Source organism: Nocardioides sp. NPDC057577 (genome assembly GCF_042801335.1).
Taxonomy (GTDB): domain Bacteria; phylum Actinomycetota; class Actinomycetes; order Propionibacteriales; family Nocardioidaceae; genus Nocardioides.
In genome coordinates this window covers 1-17,245 of sequence record NZ_JBHVGB010000063.1, presented here as the reverse complement: position 1 = coordinate 17,245, position 17,245 = coordinate 1, and the positions used below count along the sequence as shown (strand labels likewise).

Sequence of the window (17,245 nt, the reverse complement as noted above, 5' to 3'; positions counted from 1 at the left end):
GGCGGCATCCCTGACCTCTCGGCCGACGTACGTGACGCCTCGCCCGACGGGGGTGACGCCTCGCCCGACGGGGGTGACGCCTCGCCCGACGGGGGTGACGCCTCGCCCGACGGGGGTGACGCCTCGGCCGACGTACGTGACGCCTCGCCCGACGGAAGTGACGCCTCGGCAGAATGTGGGTGACGTTTCGGCGCGCGGGAGTGACGCCTCGGTGGTATCCGATAGCGTGGCCGCGCCATGTTGGATCACATCAAAGGCTTCGTTCAGGGAGTCGTCCTCGCGCCCATCGTCCGGTTGTTCGTGGCGCTGAAGATCAGCCCCGACGTCGTGACACTCGTCGGCACCATTGGAGTAGCGGTCGGGGCGCTGGCGTTCTACCCTCGCGGCGAGCTGCTGGCCGGCACGATCTTCATCACCTGCTTCGTCTTCAGCGACCTCATCGACGGGGCGATGGCACGCGCCGTCGGGCGTACGAGCAAGTTCGGCGCGTTCTGGGACTCCACCCTCGACCGGATCGGCGACGGCGCGGTCTTCGGTGGCCTGGCGCTCTACTTCGCCGGCCCGGGCGACTCCGACCTCTATCTCGCGCTGACCCTGTGGTGCGTGGTGATGGGCGCGGTCACGTCCTACGCCCGCGCCCGCGCCGAGTCGCTGGGCTTCACCGCCAACGTCGGCATCGCCGAGCGAGCCGACCGGCTGGTCCTGGTCCTGGTGCTGACCGGCTTCGCCGGCATCTTCGATCTCGACCTGCTGATCTACATCGCGCTGTGGATCCTCGCCGTCGCCTCGACCGTCACCGTCGGACAGCGCGTCTGGACGGTCCGCAAGCAGGCCATCGCCGAGGAGGCGTCGGCATGACCGTGCCGAGCGAACACGACGTACGCCTGGCCACCGAGCTCGTCCGCGGCGCCGGCTCGCTCGCCGCGAAGATGCGCAGCGAGGGCATCGGCGACTCGATCGAGACCAAGACCTCGGTCTCCGACCTGGTCACCGCCGCCGACAAGGCAGCCGAGACGGCGATCGTGGAGCGCCTCACCGCCGAACACCCGGGCGACGGCATCCTCGGCGAGGAGGGCTCCGCCCGCGAGTCGTCCACCGGCCGCGTATGGACCATCGACCCCGTCGACGGCACCTACAACTTCGTACGCGGCCTCGACTGGTGGTGCTCCGCCCTGGCCCTGACCGACGGCACCGGCATTGTCCTGGGCGCCGTCTACTCACCGGCCGAGGATGCCGTCTACATCGGTGGTCCCGAGCTGCCCACCACCCGCAACGGCGTCCGGCTCGACGCGATGCCGGACACTCCGCTCGCCCACGCCTGCCTGACCACCTACCTCCACCCCTCGAGGCTGAGGCACCCGGTCGGCGAGGCGTACGTCCGGGTCGCCAGCCAGGCCGCCTCCATCCGGATCCTCGGCTCCGGGTCGATGGACCTCACCGCGATCGCCCAGGGCAGGCTCCACCTCTTCTGCCAGCACTCCGTCCCCGACTGGGACCGCCTCCCCGGAGCCGCGCTGGTCCTGGGCGCCGGCGGCACCACCGCCCAGGTCGAGGCAGGCGGGGTCCTCTGGTCCCTGGCCGGCGCTCCCACCGCCGTGGCCGAAGCGGCCCACGCACTGGCCTCCTAGCAGTCCACTTCGGGAACAGTGGCCTGAGCAGGGCTTTCCGAGGATGGCGTACGACGGGTCCCGACTTACGATCGCCACATGGCTACAAGCACGAATGAGACGGGAACCTCGCGGGTCAAGCGCGGGATGGCGGAGATGCTCAAGGGCGGCGTGATCATGGACGTGGTCACCGCCGAGCAGGCGAAGATCGCCGAGGACGCCGGGGCGGTGGCGGTGATGGCGCTCGAGCGCGTCCCGGCCGACATCCGCGCCCAGGGCGGCGTGAGCCGCATGTCCGACCCCGACATGATCGACGGCATCATCGAGGCCGTCTCCATCCCCGTCATGGCCAAGGCCCGGATCGGCCACTTCGCCGAGGCCCAGGTGCTGCAGTCCCTGGGTGTCGACTACATCGACGAGTCCGAGGTGCTGACCCCTGCCGACTACGAGAACCACATCGACAAGTGGTCCTTCACCGTGCCGTTCGTGTGCGGTGCGACCAACCTCGGCGAGGCGCTGCGCCGCATCACCGAGGGCGCGGCGATGATCCGCTCCAAGGGCGAGGCCGGCACCGGTGACGTGTCCAACGCGGTCACCCACATGCGGACGATCCGCCGCGAGATCCGCCGCCTCGGCGCGCTCGCCGACGACGAGCTCTACGTGGCGGCCAAGGAGCTCCAGGCCCCCTACGAGCTGGTCAAGGAGGTCGCCAGCAACGGCAAGCTCCCGGTCGTACTGTTCACCGCCGGTGGCATCGCGACCCCGGCCGACGCGGCGATGATGATGCAGCTCGGCGCCGAGGGCGTCTTCGTCGGCTCCGGCATCTTCAAGTCCGGCAACCCGGCCCAGCGCGCCGAGGCGATCGTGAAGGCGACCACCTTCCACGACGACCCCGACGTCGTCGCCAAGGTCTCCCGCGGTCTCGGTGAGGCGATGGTCGGCATCAACGTCGACGAGCCGGCCCGTTCGATTCAGTTCGCGGAGCGTGGCTGGTAGAACCCGACCCACGTCGAACCGACGCGGCTGCGTGGCCCCCGAGCGGGGGCTGCGTGGCCGCGTCGGCGTTGTGCGGTGCATGGACGATTCGAAAACGGGAACAACCAACGTAGGAATGCATCAAATAGTCTCAAAACATAACGATTGTCCCGTTTCCGCGTAAAACGTTGCGTTATGGGGGACCTTGGTCCCATACATAACGGGGGCACCGCGTCCCTGTGGAGATGGGGACAGAAACATGAAGAAGTCGACGAAGGGTGCAGTGGCCGCCGCGAGCGCCGCGGTCCTGCTTCTCGGGGGCGCCGGATCGCTGGCCTACTGGACCGATGACGGCACCGCCTCCGGCGGCACGATCACGACGGGGAACATGGCGCTGAGCGACGGCACCTGCGAGGCGGCCTGGACCTACCCCGACGGCTCAGCGGTCACGACCATCGTCCCGGGAGACTCGATTACCAAGTCCTGCTCGTTCGAGGTGACCGGCTCCGGTGACCACCTCACCGCCACCGTGTCGGCCCCGGGTGAGGTCACCTACACCACCGACAAGACCACCACGACGATGCAGCTCACCGCGACCGCGGACTACCAGCTCGGCGGCGACCCGGTGGGTGACGGCGACTCGTTCGCGATCGACGGTCCGACCACGCTGGTCGCCGACGTGGAGGTGGTCTTCCCCTACGGCAACGCGACCACGATCAACGCCAACGACACCCAGGACGTCACCGCGACCCTGGACGCGATCACGATCACCCTGACTCAGGACCAGAGCTCGGGCCAGAACCCGAACCCCTGATCCCTGTGTCCAGCTCCTGTGAGGCGGTGTCCATGACATCCGCCGCTGCGTTGTCCGCCCGGCGCTCCTCGCTGCCGGGCGGCCGACGCCTGCCCACCCCAGGGCCACGAGCCGTGCTCGGTTTCCTGGGTCAGTTCGTGGTGTGGTTCGTGATCATCGCGGCCGGCGCGGTCATCCTCCTCGGTGTCGCCGCGCCGCGGCTCGTCGGAGGAGAGGCGTTCACGGTGCTCAGCGGCTCGATGCGGCCCGGCATGCCGCCGGGGTCGCTGGTGGTCGTACGTCCGGTGGACCCGGCCACGCTCCAGATCGGGGACGTGATCACCTTCCAGCTGAGGTCGGGGGAGCCGACGGTCGCGACCCATCGCATCACCGGCATCGGCACCACCACCAAGGGCGAACGGGTCTTCACGACCCGCGGTGACGCGAACGACGCCGAGGACGTGAAGCCGGTGCGGGCGGTGCAGGTGCGCGGAGAGCGCTGGTACTGGCTGCCCTACGTCGGCCATCTCAACTCGCTGCTGAACGGTGAGCAGCGCGCCATCACCCGGCTGGTCGGCGCCGGGCTGCTCATCGGCTACGCGCTGGTGATGTTCGGGGGCTCCATCCGCGACCGTCGCCGGGAGCGAGCCGAGGACGCAGAGGTGAAGCCATGACGGCCGTACGCCTCCTGCTCGCGCTCCTGGTGATCTCGACCGTCGCCGCGGCTGCACCGGCGGCGGCAACCGAGCCGGTGCAGCTGAGCAACGACGGCCGCACCTGGGCCGCCGACCTGCCCCGGCCGCTGTTCGAGCCGGAGGTGCGCTGGGTTCCCGGCGACTCCCGAGAGGCCACCTTCTGGGTACGCGACGCCGGAGAGAGCCGCGGATCGCTCACCGTGAGTGCCGACGTCCGTGACACCGACGGCCTGCTCGCCGAGGGTGCGATGAGTCTGCGGCTGCGCCGCGGGGAGGGCGAGTGGCAGGACGTACGGCCAGGAGCCCGCGCCGAGCTGGGCCGGCTGGAACAGGGCGCCCGGGACCGGATCGGCGTCGTCGCGACCTACGCACCGGGGGCGGACAACGACACGATGGACAGGTCGCTCACGTTCAGCCTCGACGTACGGCTGACGGGGGAGGATGCGACCGGGCCGGGCGATGACGCGCCGCCCGGCGGTGATGCCGCGGGCGACGGTGGTCTGCTGCCCGAGACCGGCAGCCCGGTGACGTGGTGGCTGATCGCTCTGGCCTCACTCTCGATCGGCGGGGGTACGGCCCTCGTCCTGCGCAGCAAGCGAAAGGGAAGATCATGACCAGTCCACGACGGCGCCCGGGTGCCGCGCTGCGGCGTGCGGTGAGGTCCGCGCGCCTACGCGCGCTGCTCGCTCTCGGCGTGGTCGTCTCGATCGGGGCGACCGGGACGCTGGCCTACTGGACCGACACGGTGGAGGTCAGCGGCGCGACCCTGACCACGGGCACGCTCGACCTCCAGGTCAACGGCGCCGACCCCTACACCGGTTTCACCGCGCTGAACCTGACCGGCATGTACCCGGGCACGTCCTCGGCGGGCATCCTGACCGTTCAGAACGTCGGGTCGATCCCGCTGAGCTACACGATGACGAGCGGCTCCTCGACCACCACGCTGGCCCCGTTGACCCTCAAGGTCACCGCCGACACCAGCGTGACCAACGACGGCACCCTGAACCAGACCTGTCCGGGCACGGCGCTCGCCGGCACCGGCGGCCCGCTGCCGTCCTCCGGCATCGCGACCGCGCGCACGCTCCAGCCGGGCACCTCGCAGACCCTCTGCCTGCAGGTGACGCTCGGCACCGACGCCCCCGACACCGCCCAGGGCCGCTCGAGCAACCTCACCTTCACGCTCACCGGAACGCAGCTGCCGTGACCCGGCTGCAGCGCCTCGCCACCGTCACCGTCCGGCGGGCGGGCGATCTCGCGCTCACCCTGGCGGCGGTGGCCGGCGTGGTGTGCCTGCTGACGCTGCTCGCGGGGGTCGCGTTCGACGTACGGCCGCTCGTCTTCCGGTCCGGATCGATGTCACCGGCGATCCCCACCGGCTCGCTGGCGCTGGCGGTGCCGGTCGGCCACCGCGAGATCGAGGTCGGCGACGTGATCTCGGTGCCGTACGAACGTACGCGGGTGACGCACCGGGTCGTCTCGATCGACCACACAGAGGCGAACTCGCTGCTGATGCTGAAGGGCGACGCCAACGAGACCGCGGATCTGCGTCCCTACCAGGTGACCGCCGCCGACCGGGTCGTCTACTCCGTGCCCCATCTCGGCGCGGTGATCGCCTGGCTCTCGCATCCGCCAGGGATCTTCGTGCTCGCCGGCTACGCGGCGCTGCTGCTCACGATCCTGATGCGCCGCCGGGCGAACCCGCCTGCTCCGAAGACCCCCGAGACCCCCGAGACCCCCGCGGTCCCCGAGCCGCCAGAACTACCACAACCCGCGCCGAAGCCGTCCGCGGGCCGCCGAGGACGGCTCGCGTTCGCTGTCCTCGTGCTCGCGTTCCTGCTCGGCACGGCGATGCCACCGACCTGGGCAGCCTGGACGGACCCGGTGAGTGTCACGGGCGCCACGCTCGGCACGACGAGCCTCGTCTCGCCGACCGCGGCGCCGTCCTCCGGCGGAGGCAACGGCACCGGGACCGGCAACTGCCAGGCGCAGAACCAGGCGCTCGGCAGCATGATCACGCTGCGTTGGGAAGGAGTCGCACCGGCCTCCGCCCCGCCGCTGGCGAGCTATGACTACCAGCTGCAGTTCTTCAACCGGAGCACCAACCAGAACCAGGGCGCCGCCCTGACCGTCGCCCATTCCGGGGCCGCCGGATCGAGGCAGGTCTACCAGCAGAACGCGACGACGCTGGGCAACCTTCTCGGCCTCAACCTGCTCTCCAACACCCGGCTGCAGCTGCGCGTGCGCTCCCACCTCATCGGCAGCAGCTGGTACGGCGCGACGACCGTCCAGGTGAACTTCTCCAGCAGCGCCGTGCTCGCCTTCGCCTCCTTCGAGTGCAACACCGCCTGAGCCGAGTTCCGCGTGGCGCTCGCCGCGAACTACGCTTCCGAGGTGACTGCACCGACCATCGGCGTACTCGCTCTCCAAGGCGATGTCCGCGAGCACCTGGCCACGTTGACCCGGCTGGGGGTCAAGACCCTTCCCGTACGCCGCCAGGCCGAGCTGGACACCTGCGACGGGCTCGTCCTCCCCGGCGGCGAGTCGACCACGATGTGGCGTCTGGCCAGGACCTTCGAGCTGCTCGAGCCGCTGCGGGCTCGGGTCGAGGACAAGATGCCCGTCTTCGGTACGTGTGCCGGGATGGTGCTGCTCGCCGAGCGCCTGCTCGACGGTGCCGAGGGCCAGGAGACGATCGGCGGCCTGGACATCACGGTGCGGCGCAACGCGTTCGGTCGCCAGACCGAGTCCTTCGAGACCGACCTGACCGTCGCCGGGGTGGAGGACACGGTCCGGGCGGTCTTCATCCGGGCGCCCTGGGTCGAGTCGACCGGCCCCGACGTGGAGGTGCTCGCGAGCGTGGCGGGCCACCCCGTCGCCGTACGCCACGGGCATCTGCTGGCGACCTCCTTCCATCCCGAGGTCAACGGCGAGGACCGGTTGCACCGGCTCTTCCTCGACACCTGCTGGTGACCGTGACCGGGGCCACGTAGTTAGAATGGACACCTGCTGCCCTGTGACGACTCCGGAGGCGGCTCGACAAGCACAGCGACGACGCGGGGCAAAGGACGGTTTTCAGATGAGCGGCCACTCCAAGTGGGCAACGACGAAGCACAAGAAGGCGGCGATCGACGCCAAGCGCGGCAAGCTGTTCGCCAAGCTCATCAAGACGATCGAGATCGCGGCGAAGACCGGCGGTCCCGACCCGTCGGGCAACCCGACCCTCTACGACGCGATCCAGAAGGCCAAGAAGCAGTCGGTCCCCAACGACAACATCGACCGCGCGGTCAAGCGCGGCGGCGGGCTCGACGGCGGCGGCGTCAGCTACGACACGATCATGTACGAGGTCTACGGCCCCCAGGGCGTCGCGCTCCTCATCGAATGTCTGACCGACAACCGCAACCGGGCGGCCATGGAGGTCCGCACCGCGGTCACCCGCAACGGCGGCACCATGGCCGACCCGGGCTCGGTCTCGCGGCTCTTCGACCGCAAGGGCGTCGTCGTCGTGGCCAAGGCGCAGGAGGGCAAGGAGGTCTCCGAGGACGACCTGCTCGAGGCCACCCTCGACGCCGGTGCCGAGGACGTCAACGACCTCGGTGAGACCTTCGAGGTCGTCTCCGACCCCTCCGACGTCGTCGCGGTCCGCACCGCGCTGCAGGACGCCGGCATCGACTACGACTCCGCCGAGGTCCAGTTCGTCGCGAGCATGGACATCCCCGTCGCCGACGCGCCGTCGGCCGAGAAGGTCTTCAGGCTCATCGACGCCGTCGACGACCTCGACGACGTGCAGAACGTCTTCTCCAACGCCGACATCCCCGACGAGGTCATGGAGACCGTCGACGCCTGATCGCTCCGCTGGTCGAGCTGCGAGCTGGGCCGTACGGCGAACCGGCTCATTCTCGGGCCGGATGCTGGGTACCCGGAAGGTCACGAACCGCCGCGAGGGCGGGTTCGCACTGGAAGGAGTACACGATGGGATACGGCGTAGGAGCGATTCTGCTCGTCGTCGGACTTGTCCTGGCGTTGGCTGTGCACGTCTCGGTCAGCGGGGTCGATCTGACCCTGATCGGCTGGATCCTGGCCGCTGTCGGAGCCGTGGTGCTGATCCTGACCGCTGTGACCCTGAACACCGGAGGTCGGTCACGCACGGTCGCGAGGCGGAGGCATGCCGACGGTACGGAGACCGTCGAGGAGCGACGCACCGACATCCTGTGAGCACGGGGGCCTCGACCGCGGGACCTCCGAGCACGTCGCATCCTCCTGAATGAGGGTGTCGCGAGCCCGGAGGCAGCAGCCGACCGGTAGTCTGCGAACAGACGTTCGACACCCGGCCGGCTCGGTCGTTGTGGAAGAGGTGCTCCAGTGCGCGTGCTTGGGATCGACCCCGGCCTGACCCGGTGCGGGATGGGCGTGGTCGACGGATCGCTCGGCCGGCCGCTGTCGATGGTGGACGTCGGAGTGATCCGTACGTCTGCCGACCTTCCTGTCTGGGAGCGGCTGGTGAGCATCGAGAAGGGGATCGACGCCTGGATCGAGAAGCATCGGCCCGACGCGGTCGCGATCGAGCGGATCTTCGCCCGCTCGAACGTCTCCACGATCATGGGTACGGCCCAGGCCAGCGGCCTCGCCATGGTCTGCGCCGCCCGGCGCGGTCTGCCGGTCGCCCTGCACACGCCCTCGGAGGTCAAGGCGGCCGTCTCCGGCAACGGCCGAGCCGACAAGGCTCAGGTGACCGCGATGGTGACCCGGATCCTGCGGCTCCCGACCCCGCCGAAGCCGGCCGACGCCGCCGACGCGCTCGCCCTGGCCATCACCCACCAGTGGCGCGGAGGCGCCCAGAACCGCATTGAAGCCGCGGTGGCCGCGGCAGGGAAGGTACGCAGATGATCGCGTCCGTGCGCGGCAAGGTTGCCGCCGTCAGTCTCTCCACCGCCATCGTCGAGGTCGGCGGCATCGGGATCGAGATGCTCTGCACGCCCAACACGCTGGCCACGCTCCGCACCGGCGAGGAGGCTCACCTGCCGACCAGCCTGGTCGTGCGCGAGGACTCGCTGACCCTGTTCGGTTTCACCGATACCGACGAGCGCACCCTCTTCGAGCTGCTCCAGACCGCCTCCGGCGTCGGCCCGAAGCTCGCCCAGGCCATGCTCGCCGTGCTTTCGCCCGACGGCATCCGTCTGGCCATCGCGGGCGAGGACGCGAAGACACTCACCAAGGTCCCCGGCATCGGCCAGAAGGGCGCCCAGCGGATCATCCTGGAGCTCAAGGACAGGATCGGCGCGCCGACCGGCACCGCCTCCGCTCCAGCGCCCGCCACCGCAGCGGCCCCGTGGCGCGACCAGGTCACCGAGGCCCTCGTCGGCCTGGGCTACAACGCCCGCGACGCCGACAAGGCGGTCACCGCCATCGAGCCCGAGGCCGGCGACCAGGCCAACATCTCGCTGCTGCTCAGGGCGGCTCTGCGCACTCTTTCGAAGGCATAAGGACCCATGCACGAGGATGACCTGGACCGCGCCGAGGAGGACTACTTCTCGTCGCTGACCATCGCCGAGGCCGACGGTGACGACCGGGCCGTCGAGGCGGCGCTGCGCCCCAAGGCCCTCGACGAGCTGATCGGACAGCAACGCGTCCGCGAGCAGCTCGGCCTCGTCCTGGAGGCGGCGCGGCAGCGCGAGCGGGCCCCCGACCACGTACTCCTGTCCGGGCCGCCGGGCCTCGGCAAGACCACCCTCGCGATGATCATCGCCGCCGAGATGTCGGCGCCCCTGCGGATCACGTCGGGCCCGGCGATCACCCACGCCGGCGACCTGGCCGCGATCCTGAGCGGGCTCAACGAGGGCGAGGTGCTCTTCGTCGACGAGATCCACCGGATGAGCCGGCCCGCCGAGGAGATGCTCTACCTGGCGATGGAGGACTTCCGGGTCGACGTGGTCATCGGCAAGGGCCCGGGCGCGACCGCGATCCCGATCGACCTGCCGCCGTTCACGCTGGTCGGCGCGACCACGCGGGCCGGCCTTCTCCCTGGCCCGCTCCGGGACAGGTTCGGCTTCACCGGCCACCTCGAGCTCTACGACCCCGCCGACCTCGAGCTGATCGTGCGCCGTTCCGCCGGCCTGCTCGACGTCACCCTCAAGGACGACGGGGCCGCCGAGATCGCCGGCCGCTCCCGCGGCACCCCGCGGATCGCGAACCGGCTGCTGCGCCGCGTACGCGACTATGCCCAGGTCAAGGCCGACGGCACGGTCACCCAGCAGATCGCCGAGAAGGCCCTGGACCTCTACGAGGTCGACCCGCTCGGCCTGGACCGCCTCGACCTGGCCGTCCTCGACGCCCTGTGCCGGAGATTCGGCGGTGGCCCCGTGGGCATCTCCACCCTCGCCGTAGCGGTGGGGGAGGAGCGTGAGACGGTCGAGGAGGTGGCCGAGCCGTTCCTGGTGCGCACCGGCTTCCTGGCCCGTACGCCGCGTGGCCGGGTCGCGACCCCGGCCGCTTGGGAGCATCTCGGGCTGCCGGTACCGGCCAACGCCGAGGCTGCGGCCTGGTCCAGGGAAACGCTCTGGGATGAGGCCTGATTCACAGTCTCAACCAGGTGCCTGGTTAGACTTGCACGTCGCCGTGCGCCTGCCGGCGACCACTCAGACTGTCGGAGCCGAACCCCCGTGGAATTCCTTCCTTTTATCGTCATCATCGTCCTGTTCTACTTCTTGTTGATCAGGCCGCAGCAGAAGCGTGCGAAGCAGGCGCGTGAGCTCCAGCTCAACCTCCAGCCGGGTGACCGGGTGATGCTGACCGCCGGGCTCTTCGGCACGGTGACGGAGGTCGAGGAGACCACGACGAACATCAAGGTCGAGATCTCCGACGGCGTCGTCATCCAGGTCGTGCGCCAGGCCGTGGCCCAGAAGGTCACCGAAGCGCCTGCCGAGGAGATCGACGAGGACGCCGCCGAGGAGCCCGAGGTCGAGGCCAAGGCCGACGAGACCCCTGAGGGCGCCGAGAACGTCATCGTGGACCTCGACAAGAAGGACTGACCCACACATGGCACGCAAGACAGCGCGCCCCGGCCGGACACTCGCACTGCTCTTCTTGGCCATTGCGATCATGTTCGGCGGCATCGCGTACGCCGGCACCTGGAAGCCCGAGCTGGGCCTCGACCTGCGCGGCGGCACCGAGATCTCGATGACCGCGGAGAACACCGAGGGCGGATCGGTCCCGAGGGAGAGCCTCGACGAGGCCAAGTCGATCATCGACCAGCGGGTCAACGGCTCCGGCATCACCGGCGGCCGAGTGACCACCGAGGGCAGCGACGTCATCAAGGTCTCCATCCCCGGCACCGGCAAGGTGCAGCAGGAGACCGCAGAGCGCGTCCGCCAGACCGCGAAGCTCCGCTTCCGCCTGGTCGCCTGCAGCCCGCAGAAGCCCTGCGGTGCCGCGGACCCGAGCGGCTCGATGGTCGAGGACCCCTCGACCGGAACCGTCCCGGGCACCTCTCCGCGTGCGGCGTTCGGCAGCGAGACCGCCAGCGCTTCCGAGACCGCGAGCGCGTCAGAGAAGCCCTCCGAGAAGGCGTCCGAGAGCGCCGACCCGAGCGCCAGCCCCTCGGCCTCGGCGGGCGCCGAGTCCGAGAAGCGGAGCAAGAACTCGGTCGTCCCGGTCGACGAAGCGGTCGAGTTCATGCGCAACGTGCCGCAGGAGTGGGCGACCGCCTACAACTCCTTCACCTGCCCCGCCCCGGGCGCCGAACCGGCCGAGGACGTCGCGGGTGAGCCCCTGCTGACCTGCGATGAGGACGGCGTCCCCTACCTGCTGACCGCGGCAGTCATCGAGGGCACCGAGATCAGCGAAGCCTCCTACGGCATCCCGCAGCAGCAGGCCAACTACGTGGTCACCCTGGACTTCAAGTCCGACGGCAACAAGGTCTTCGCCGACACCACCGGCAACATCGCCGGCACCGGCGAGCAGTTCGCGATCGTCCTGGACACCAAGGTGATCTCGGCCCCGACCGCCGACTCCCGGATCAGCGGAGGCGCCCAGATCAGCGGCGACTTCACTCAGGAGTCCGCCGCCGCGCTTGCCAACAACCTGAAGTACGGCTCGCTGCCGCTCGACTTCCCCGAGGACGGCATCCAGACCCGGGTCATCGGCCCGACCCTGGCCGGCAACCAGCTCACCGCCGGACTCTGGGCCGGCCTGATCGGCCTGATCCTCGTGGTGATCTTCTCGATCCTCTACTACCGCGCGATGAGCATCGTGGTGATCGGGTCGCTGCTCGTGGCGGGTGCTCTGACGTACGGGATGATCCTGCTGCTCAGCGAGACCGCCGGCGTCACCCTGGACCTTCCGGGTGTGGCCGGTCTGATCGTCGGTATCGGTATCACCGCCGACTCCTTCATCATCCTCTACGAGAGGATGCGTGACGACATGCGTGATGGCCGCTCGATGCGGGTGGCCGTCGACACCGCCTGGGTCCGGGCTCGTAACACGTGTCTGGCCTCCGACGGCGTCTCGTTCCTGGCCGCGTTCGTGCTCTACGTCTTCGCGACCAACGAGGTCAAGGGCTTCGCCTTCATGCTGGGCCTGACCACGATCATCGACGTGCTGGTGTTCTTCTGGTTCACCCACCCGATGACCAAGCTGATGGCCGGCTGGGGCTTCTTCAACAAGGGCCACGTGCTCTCCGGCATGGACAAGCGCGCAATCGGCACCGTCGACGCCCCTACGGGCAACACTCTGGTCGGAGGCAAGGCCTGATGAGCAAGTTCTCCTTCTCGCGGCTCGGCAAGGAGCTCTACACCGGCGAGAAGTCCTTCGACTTCGTCGGTCGCCGGATGCTCTGGTACGCCGTGTCCGCAGTCGTGCTCGTGGCGGTCGTCCTCGGTGTCTGGCTGCAGGGCATCAACCTCGGCATCGACTTCACCGGTGGCACGCGCTACACGGTGACCGTCGCGCAGGCCGACCAGGAGCTCGCCGACGACCTGCGGGCGTCCGTGGGTGACACGGCGATCGAGGCCGCCGACGGCGCCACGGTGCGTACGGCCGGCCCGAAGTCGATCGTCATCGAGACCAAGGCGATCCCGAACAACTCCGAGGCCGACGACTCGATCATGGCGGCGATCACCAAGACCGCCGACGTGGCCGAGGACGACGTCAGCCGCACCGGCATCGGCCCCAGCTGGGGTCAGCGGGTCGCCTCCAAGGCGGCCCTCGCGCTGGGCATCTTCCTCGTCGGCGTGGTCCTGTTCATCTGGATCTACTTCAGGGAATGGAAGATGTCGGTCGCGGCCGTCGTCGCGCTGCTCCACGACGTGGTGATCACGGTCGGCGTCTACGCGATCGTCGGCTTCGAGGTGACTCCGGCAACGGTCACCGGCTTCCTGACGATCCTCGGTTATTCGCTCTACGACACCGTGGTGGTCTTCGACAAGGTCAAGGAGAACACCCGCAACCTGTCGCAGAGGAAGCAGACCTACGCCTACGCGGCCAACCTCGCGGTCAACCAGACCCTGGTCCGGTCGATCAACACCTCGATCATCGGTCTGCTGCCCGTCGTCGCGATCCTCTACGTCAGCACCGTCCAGCTCGGCACCTCCTCGCTGAAGGACATCTCCCTGGTCCTCTTCATCGGTATGGCCGTCGGCACCTACTCCTCGATCTTCATCGCCACGCCGCTGCTGGTGCACCTGAAGTCGAAGGAGAAGGACGTCGTCGACGCCGAGAAGCGTGCCGCCGCGCGGATGAAGGAAGCCGACAAGTACGCCGCGGTGCCGGTCTTCGACGAGGGCATGCCGGTCGCGGAGAGCGACGAGCCGGACGAGCTTCGCGAGGGCTCTTCCGAGGACCTTCACGAGGCCGGCGTGAGCCGGGGCACCAGCCCCAACCGCTCCGCGACCGGTCGGGGCCGCAACGTACCCGACCAGCACCGCGAGGTCTCCGACAGCGGCGCCGCCGGGCGTCCGCAGCCGAAGCGTGAGTCGAGGTCGAAGCGCAAGTGACTGTCTCCGAGACGGCCGCTGGTGGCCGGTCGCTCGAGGAAACCCTCGAGCGGCTGGTCGCCGACGTTCCCGACTTCCCGGAGCCGGGCGTCGGGTTCAAGGACATCACCCCGCTGCTGGCCGACCACGCCGGCTTCACCCAGGTGGTCGAGGCGCTCGCCGCTCCGGCGCGCGACGCCGACGGCAACGTGAGCGTCACCAAGGTGCTCGGCATGGAGTCGCGAGGCTTCATCCTCGGCGCCCCCGCCGCCCTGCACCTCGGCGTGGGCTTCGTGCCCGTACGCAAGGCGGGCAAGCTGCCACGCGAGACCCACGCGGTCTCCTACTCGCTGGAGTACGGCGAGGCCACCCTGGAGATCCACACCGACGCGGTCGCGCCGGGGGAGCGGGTGCTGGTCATCGACGACGTCCTCGCGACCGGTGGCACCGCGGCGGCCACGATCGAGCTCGTCGAGCGCTGCGGCGGAGTCGTCGTGGGCGTCTCGGTGCTGCTCGAGCTCGGCTTCCTCGACCCGCGCAGCAAGCTGCCGGACACGCCGGTGCACTCGCTGTTGGTCAGTTGACAGGTCCATCATGCAGGTGCGGTCCTAGCCAATGCTCCGGGTGCGGCCGGTAGACTCGGTGCATGGCAGAGGATCGCATCGTCGCGCAGCCTCGTGCGCACAACATCGAGGCGCGGGAGAGCAGTGGCCCGGCCCCGTCGGGACGCAGCGTCCGTGCGCGCCTGGCCAGGATCGGCGGCCGTGGCACGCCCGGCAATCCTGTGCTGGAGCCGCTGTTTCGGGCGGTGAGGTCCAACCACCCGAAGGCCGACCTGCCCCTGCTGGAGCGGGCCTACGTCACCGCCGAGCGCCTTCATGGCACGCAGATGCGCAAGAGCGGCGACCCCTACATCACCCACCCGCTTGCAGTGACCACGATCCTCGCCGAGCTCGGCATGACCGAGCCGACCCTGGTGGCGGCGCTGCTCCACGACACCGTCGAGGACACGCCCTACACGCTCAAGGAGCTCACCCGGGACTTCGGTGAGGAGGTCGCCCACCTGGTCGACGGCGTCACCAAGCTCGACAAGGTCACCTACGGCGACTCCGCGCAGGCCGAGACCATCCGCAAGATGGTCGTGGCGATGTCGCGCGACATCCGGGTCCTGGTGATCAAGCTCGCCGACCGCCTGCACAACATGCGTACGCTGCGCTACGTCCCGCAGAAGAGCCAGGAGCGCAGCGCCCGCGAGACCCTCGACATCTATGCGCCGCTGGCCCACCGGCTCGGCATGAACACCATCAAGTTCGAGCTCGAGGACCTCGCCTTCGCGACCCTCTACCCGAAGATGTACGACGAGCTCGTCCGCCTCGTCGCCGACCGCAACCCGTCACGGGAGAAGTTCCTGGCCCAGGTCATCGACCAGGTCGAGCGCGACCTGCACGAGGCCCGGATCAAGGCGACCGTCACCGGTCGACCGAAGCACTACTACTCGATCTACCAGAAGATGATCGTCGGCGGTAAGGACTTCTCCGACATCAACGATCTGGTCGGCATCCGGATCCTGGTCGAGGACGAGCGCGACTGCTACTCCGTCCTCGGCATCCTGCACTCGCGGTGGAACCCGGTCCTGGGGCGGTTCAAGGACTACATCGCGATGCCGAAGTTCAACATGTACCAGTCGCTGCACACCACCGTGATCGGCCCCCAGGGCAAACCGGTCGAGCTGCAGATCCGCACCTTCGCGATGCACCGCCGGGCCGAGTTCGGCGTCGCCGCCCACTGGAAGTACAAGGAGGACGGCCGCGCCGGTGTCGACACCGACCGGCCGATGGACAACGACATGAGCTGGGTCAAGCAGCTCATGGACTGGCAGTCGGAGGTCAACGACCCCGGCGAGTTCCTCGAGTCGCTGCGCTTCGAGATGAAGCGCACCGAGGTCTACGTCTTCACGCCCAAGGGCGACGTGATCGCGCTGCCCGCCGACGCGACCCCGGTCGACTTCGCCTACGCCGTCCACACCGAGGTCGGCAACAAGACCATCGGTGCCCGGGTCAACGGTCGTCTGGTGCCGTTGGAGTCGACCCTGGAGAGCGGCGACGTCGTCGAGGTCTTCACCTCCAAGTCGCCCAACGCCGGCCCGTCGCGCGACTGGGCCTCCTTCGTCAAGTCCAACCGGGCCAAGGCGAAGATCCGGCAGTGGCACACCCGCGAGCGCCGCGACGAGGCCATCGAGAAGGGCCAGGACGCGATCGGCCGGCTCATGCGCAAGGAGGGCCTGCCCCTCAAGCGGCTGATGTCGCGCGAGTCGCTGATGCAGGTCGCCGACCACTTCGACCTCGCCGACGTCGAGGCGCTCTACGCCGCGGTCGGCGAGAGCCACCTCTCCGCCCAGGCGGTCGTACGCCGCGTCATCGAGGATCGAGGCGGCGACGAGGGTGCCGCCGAGGATCTCGCCGAGGCCATCAACGTCGGCCGCCGGCGCCACGGCAAGGTCTCCGCCGCCAACTCCGACGCCGGCGTCATCGTCAAGGGTTCCCCGGACGTCTGGGTCAAGCTCGCCAAGTGCTGCACACCGGTGCCCGGCGACGACATCCTCGGCTTCGTGACCAAGGGCGGGGGAGTCTCCGTCCACCGCACCGACTGCACCAACGCCGCCGAGCTCCGCTCGCACCCCGAGCGCTTGCTCGAGGTCGAGTGGGGCTCCACCTCCAACTCGGTCTTCCTGGTCAACATCCAGGTCGAAGCGCTCGACCGCGCCCGGCTCCTCTCCGACATCACGATGGCGCTCTCCGACGCCCACGTGAACATCCTCAGCGCCCAGCTCACCACCACTCGCGACCGTGTCGCGAAGTCTCGGTTCTCCTTCGAGATGGCAGACTCCAAGCACTTGGACACCGTCTTGAAGCAGGTACGCACCGTCCCCGGCGTCTTCGACGCCTACCGCGTCACCCAATGAGAAAGTGAGCAAGCCCGATGGACCCGTTCACCTGGTTTCTGATTGCCGTAGGCGTCGTGATCGTCGGCGCCATCGTGTGGCAAGCGGTGAGAAAGTCATCTCGAGGCGTCGACGAAGCTGTGGCCAACCGGAACAGGGGTCAGGCGCTGGGCAAGGGCGAATACTACGGCGGCCCGCCCCACGGCGGCTCTGACGCCGGTCCTCCCGCCGGCGGCTTCTGAGCCTACGGCGGCGCCGGCCTGTAACCC

21 protein-coding genes are annotated in these 17,245 nt (G+C 69.2%); all 21 read left to right on the top strand.

The features are described from left to right. Positions 1–183: hypothetical protein (locus ACFU7D_RS14585; protein ID WP_378868128.1), on the top strand; the 183-nt coding region annotated here is incomplete at its 5' end. Between the two features lie 54 nt (positions 184–237). Further along, positions 238–858 (top strand): phosphatidylinositol phosphate synthase, encoded by a 621-nt coding sequence (pgsA, locus tag ACFU7D_RS14580; RefSeq protein WP_378868125.1) that lies wholly within the window; start codon positions 238–240, stop codon positions 856–858. Then, complete coding sequence (locus ACFU7D_RS14575) at positions 855–1,628, top strand: inositol monophosphatase family protein (RefSeq protein WP_378868123.1); 774 nt, start codon at positions 855–857, stop codon at positions 1,626–1,628. The genes pgsA and ACFU7D_RS14575 overlap by 4 nt, the downstream gene beginning before the upstream one ends. Positions 1,629–1,706: 78 nt before the next feature. After that, entirely contained in the window at positions 1,707–2,603 is an 897-nt protein-coding gene (gene pdxS, locus ACFU7D_RS14570; RefSeq protein WP_378726703.1) for a pyridoxal 5'-phosphate synthase lyase subunit PdxS, read from the top strand. A gap of 238 nt (positions 2,604–2,841) precedes the next feature. After that, a complete protein-coding gene (locus ACFU7D_RS14565; protein WP_378726701.1) occupies positions 2,842–3,396 on the top strand; it encodes an alternate-type signal peptide domain-containing protein in 555 nt (184 codons plus the stop codon). A gap of 32 nt (positions 3,397–3,428) precedes the next feature. Further along, positions 3,429–4,049, top strand: coding sequence for a signal peptidase I (locus ACFU7D_RS14560; RefSeq protein ID WP_378726699.1), 621 nt, complete (start codon positions 3,429–3,431; stop codon positions 4,047–4,049). Next, positions 4,046–4,684 (top strand): LPXTG cell wall anchor domain-containing protein, encoded by a 639-nt coding sequence (locus ACFU7D_RS14555; RefSeq protein ID WP_378868119.1) that lies wholly within the window; start codon positions 4,046–4,048, stop codon positions 4,682–4,684. The genes ACFU7D_RS14560 and ACFU7D_RS14555 overlap by 4 nt, the downstream gene beginning before the upstream one ends. Continuing rightward, entirely contained in the window at positions 4,681–5,274 is a 594-nt protein-coding gene (locus tag ACFU7D_RS14550; protein ID WP_378868116.1) for a SipW-dependent-type signal peptide-containing protein, read from the top strand. Before ACFU7D_RS14555 ends, ACFU7D_RS14550 begins: the two co-directional genes overlap by 4 nt. Next, positions 5,271–6,419 carry a signal peptidase I gene (locus ACFU7D_RS14545; RefSeq protein WP_378868115.1) on the top strand — a complete coding sequence of 383 codons (1,149 nt, stop codon included), beginning with the start codon at positions 5,271–5,273 and terminating at the stop codon, positions 6,417–6,419. The genes ACFU7D_RS14550 and ACFU7D_RS14545 overlap by 4 nt, the downstream gene beginning before the upstream one ends. Before the next feature lie 42 nt (positions 6,420–6,461). Then, the gene (gene pdxT, locus ACFU7D_RS14540) at positions 6,462–7,040 is read left to right on the top strand and encodes a pyridoxal 5'-phosphate synthase glutaminase subunit PdxT (RefSeq protein ID WP_378868112.1); all 579 of its coding nucleotides are present in this window, start codon (positions 6,462–6,464) and stop codon (positions 7,038–7,040) included. Between the two features lie 106 nt (positions 7,041–7,146). Continuing rightward, positions 7,147–7,914: a YebC/PmpR family DNA-binding transcriptional regulator gene (locus ACFU7D_RS14535; protein WP_378726691.1), complete on the top strand. Its 768-nt coding sequence runs from the start codon at positions 7,147–7,149 to the stop codon at positions 7,912–7,914. A gap of 125 nt (positions 7,915–8,039) precedes the next feature. Further along, positions 8,040–8,282, top strand: a complete 243-nt coding sequence (locus tag ACFU7D_RS14530) for a DUF6458 family protein (protein WP_378868109.1) — start codon at positions 8,040–8,042, stop codon at positions 8,280–8,282. Positions 8,283–8,429: 147 nt separating this feature from the next. After that, on the top strand, positions 8,430–8,954 hold the full coding sequence (ruvC, locus tag ACFU7D_RS14525; RefSeq protein ID WP_378868107.1) for a crossover junction endodeoxyribonuclease RuvC: 525 nt from the start codon (positions 8,430–8,432) through the stop codon (positions 8,952–8,954). After that, positions 8,951–9,550: a Holliday junction branch migration protein RuvA gene (gene ruvA, locus ACFU7D_RS14520; protein WP_378868104.1), complete on the top strand. Its 600-nt coding sequence runs from the start codon at positions 8,951–8,953 to the stop codon at positions 9,548–9,550. The genes ruvC and ruvA overlap by 4 nt, the downstream gene beginning before the upstream one ends. A gap of 6 nt (positions 9,551–9,556) precedes the next feature. Continuing rightward, entirely contained in the window at positions 9,557–10,639 is a 1,083-nt protein-coding gene (ruvB, locus tag ACFU7D_RS14515; protein WP_378868101.1) for a Holliday junction branch migration DNA helicase RuvB, read from the top strand. An 87-nt stretch (positions 10,640–10,726) separates the two neighbouring features. Next, entirely contained in the window at positions 10,727–11,095 is a 369-nt protein-coding gene (gene yajC / locus ACFU7D_RS14510; RefSeq protein WP_378726684.1) for a preprotein translocase subunit YajC, read from the top strand. Positions 11,096–11,102: 7 nt separating this feature from the next. After that, a complete protein-coding gene (secD, locus tag ACFU7D_RS14505) occupies positions 11,103–12,815 on the top strand; it encodes a protein translocase subunit SecD (protein ID WP_378726682.1) in 1,713 nt (570 codons plus the stop codon). Beyond that, positions 12,815–14,056 carry a protein translocase subunit SecF gene (secF, locus tag ACFU7D_RS14500; protein WP_378868099.1) on the top strand — a complete coding sequence of 414 codons (1,242 nt, stop codon included), beginning with the start codon at positions 12,815–12,817 and terminating at the stop codon, positions 14,054–14,056. Before secD ends, secF begins: the two co-directional genes overlap by 1 nt. Continuing rightward, complete coding sequence (locus ACFU7D_RS14495; RefSeq protein WP_378726678.1) at positions 14,053–14,619, top strand: adenine phosphoribosyltransferase; 567 nt, start codon at positions 14,053–14,055, stop codon at positions 14,617–14,619. The genes secF and ACFU7D_RS14495 overlap by 4 nt, the downstream gene beginning before the upstream one ends. 62 nt (positions 14,620–14,681) lie before the next feature. Continuing rightward, positions 14,682–16,997 carry a RelA/SpoT family protein gene (locus tag ACFU7D_RS14490; RefSeq protein ID WP_378726676.1) on the top strand — a complete coding sequence of 772 codons (2,316 nt, stop codon included), beginning with the start codon at positions 14,682–14,684 and terminating at the stop codon, positions 16,995–16,997. Between the two features lie 17 nt (positions 16,998–17,014). Then, complete coding sequence (locus ACFU7D_RS14485; RefSeq protein WP_378868096.1) at positions 17,015–17,218, top strand: hypothetical protein; 204 nt, start codon at positions 17,015–17,017, stop codon at positions 17,216–17,218. Positions 17,219–17,245: the final 27 nt, after the last annotated feature.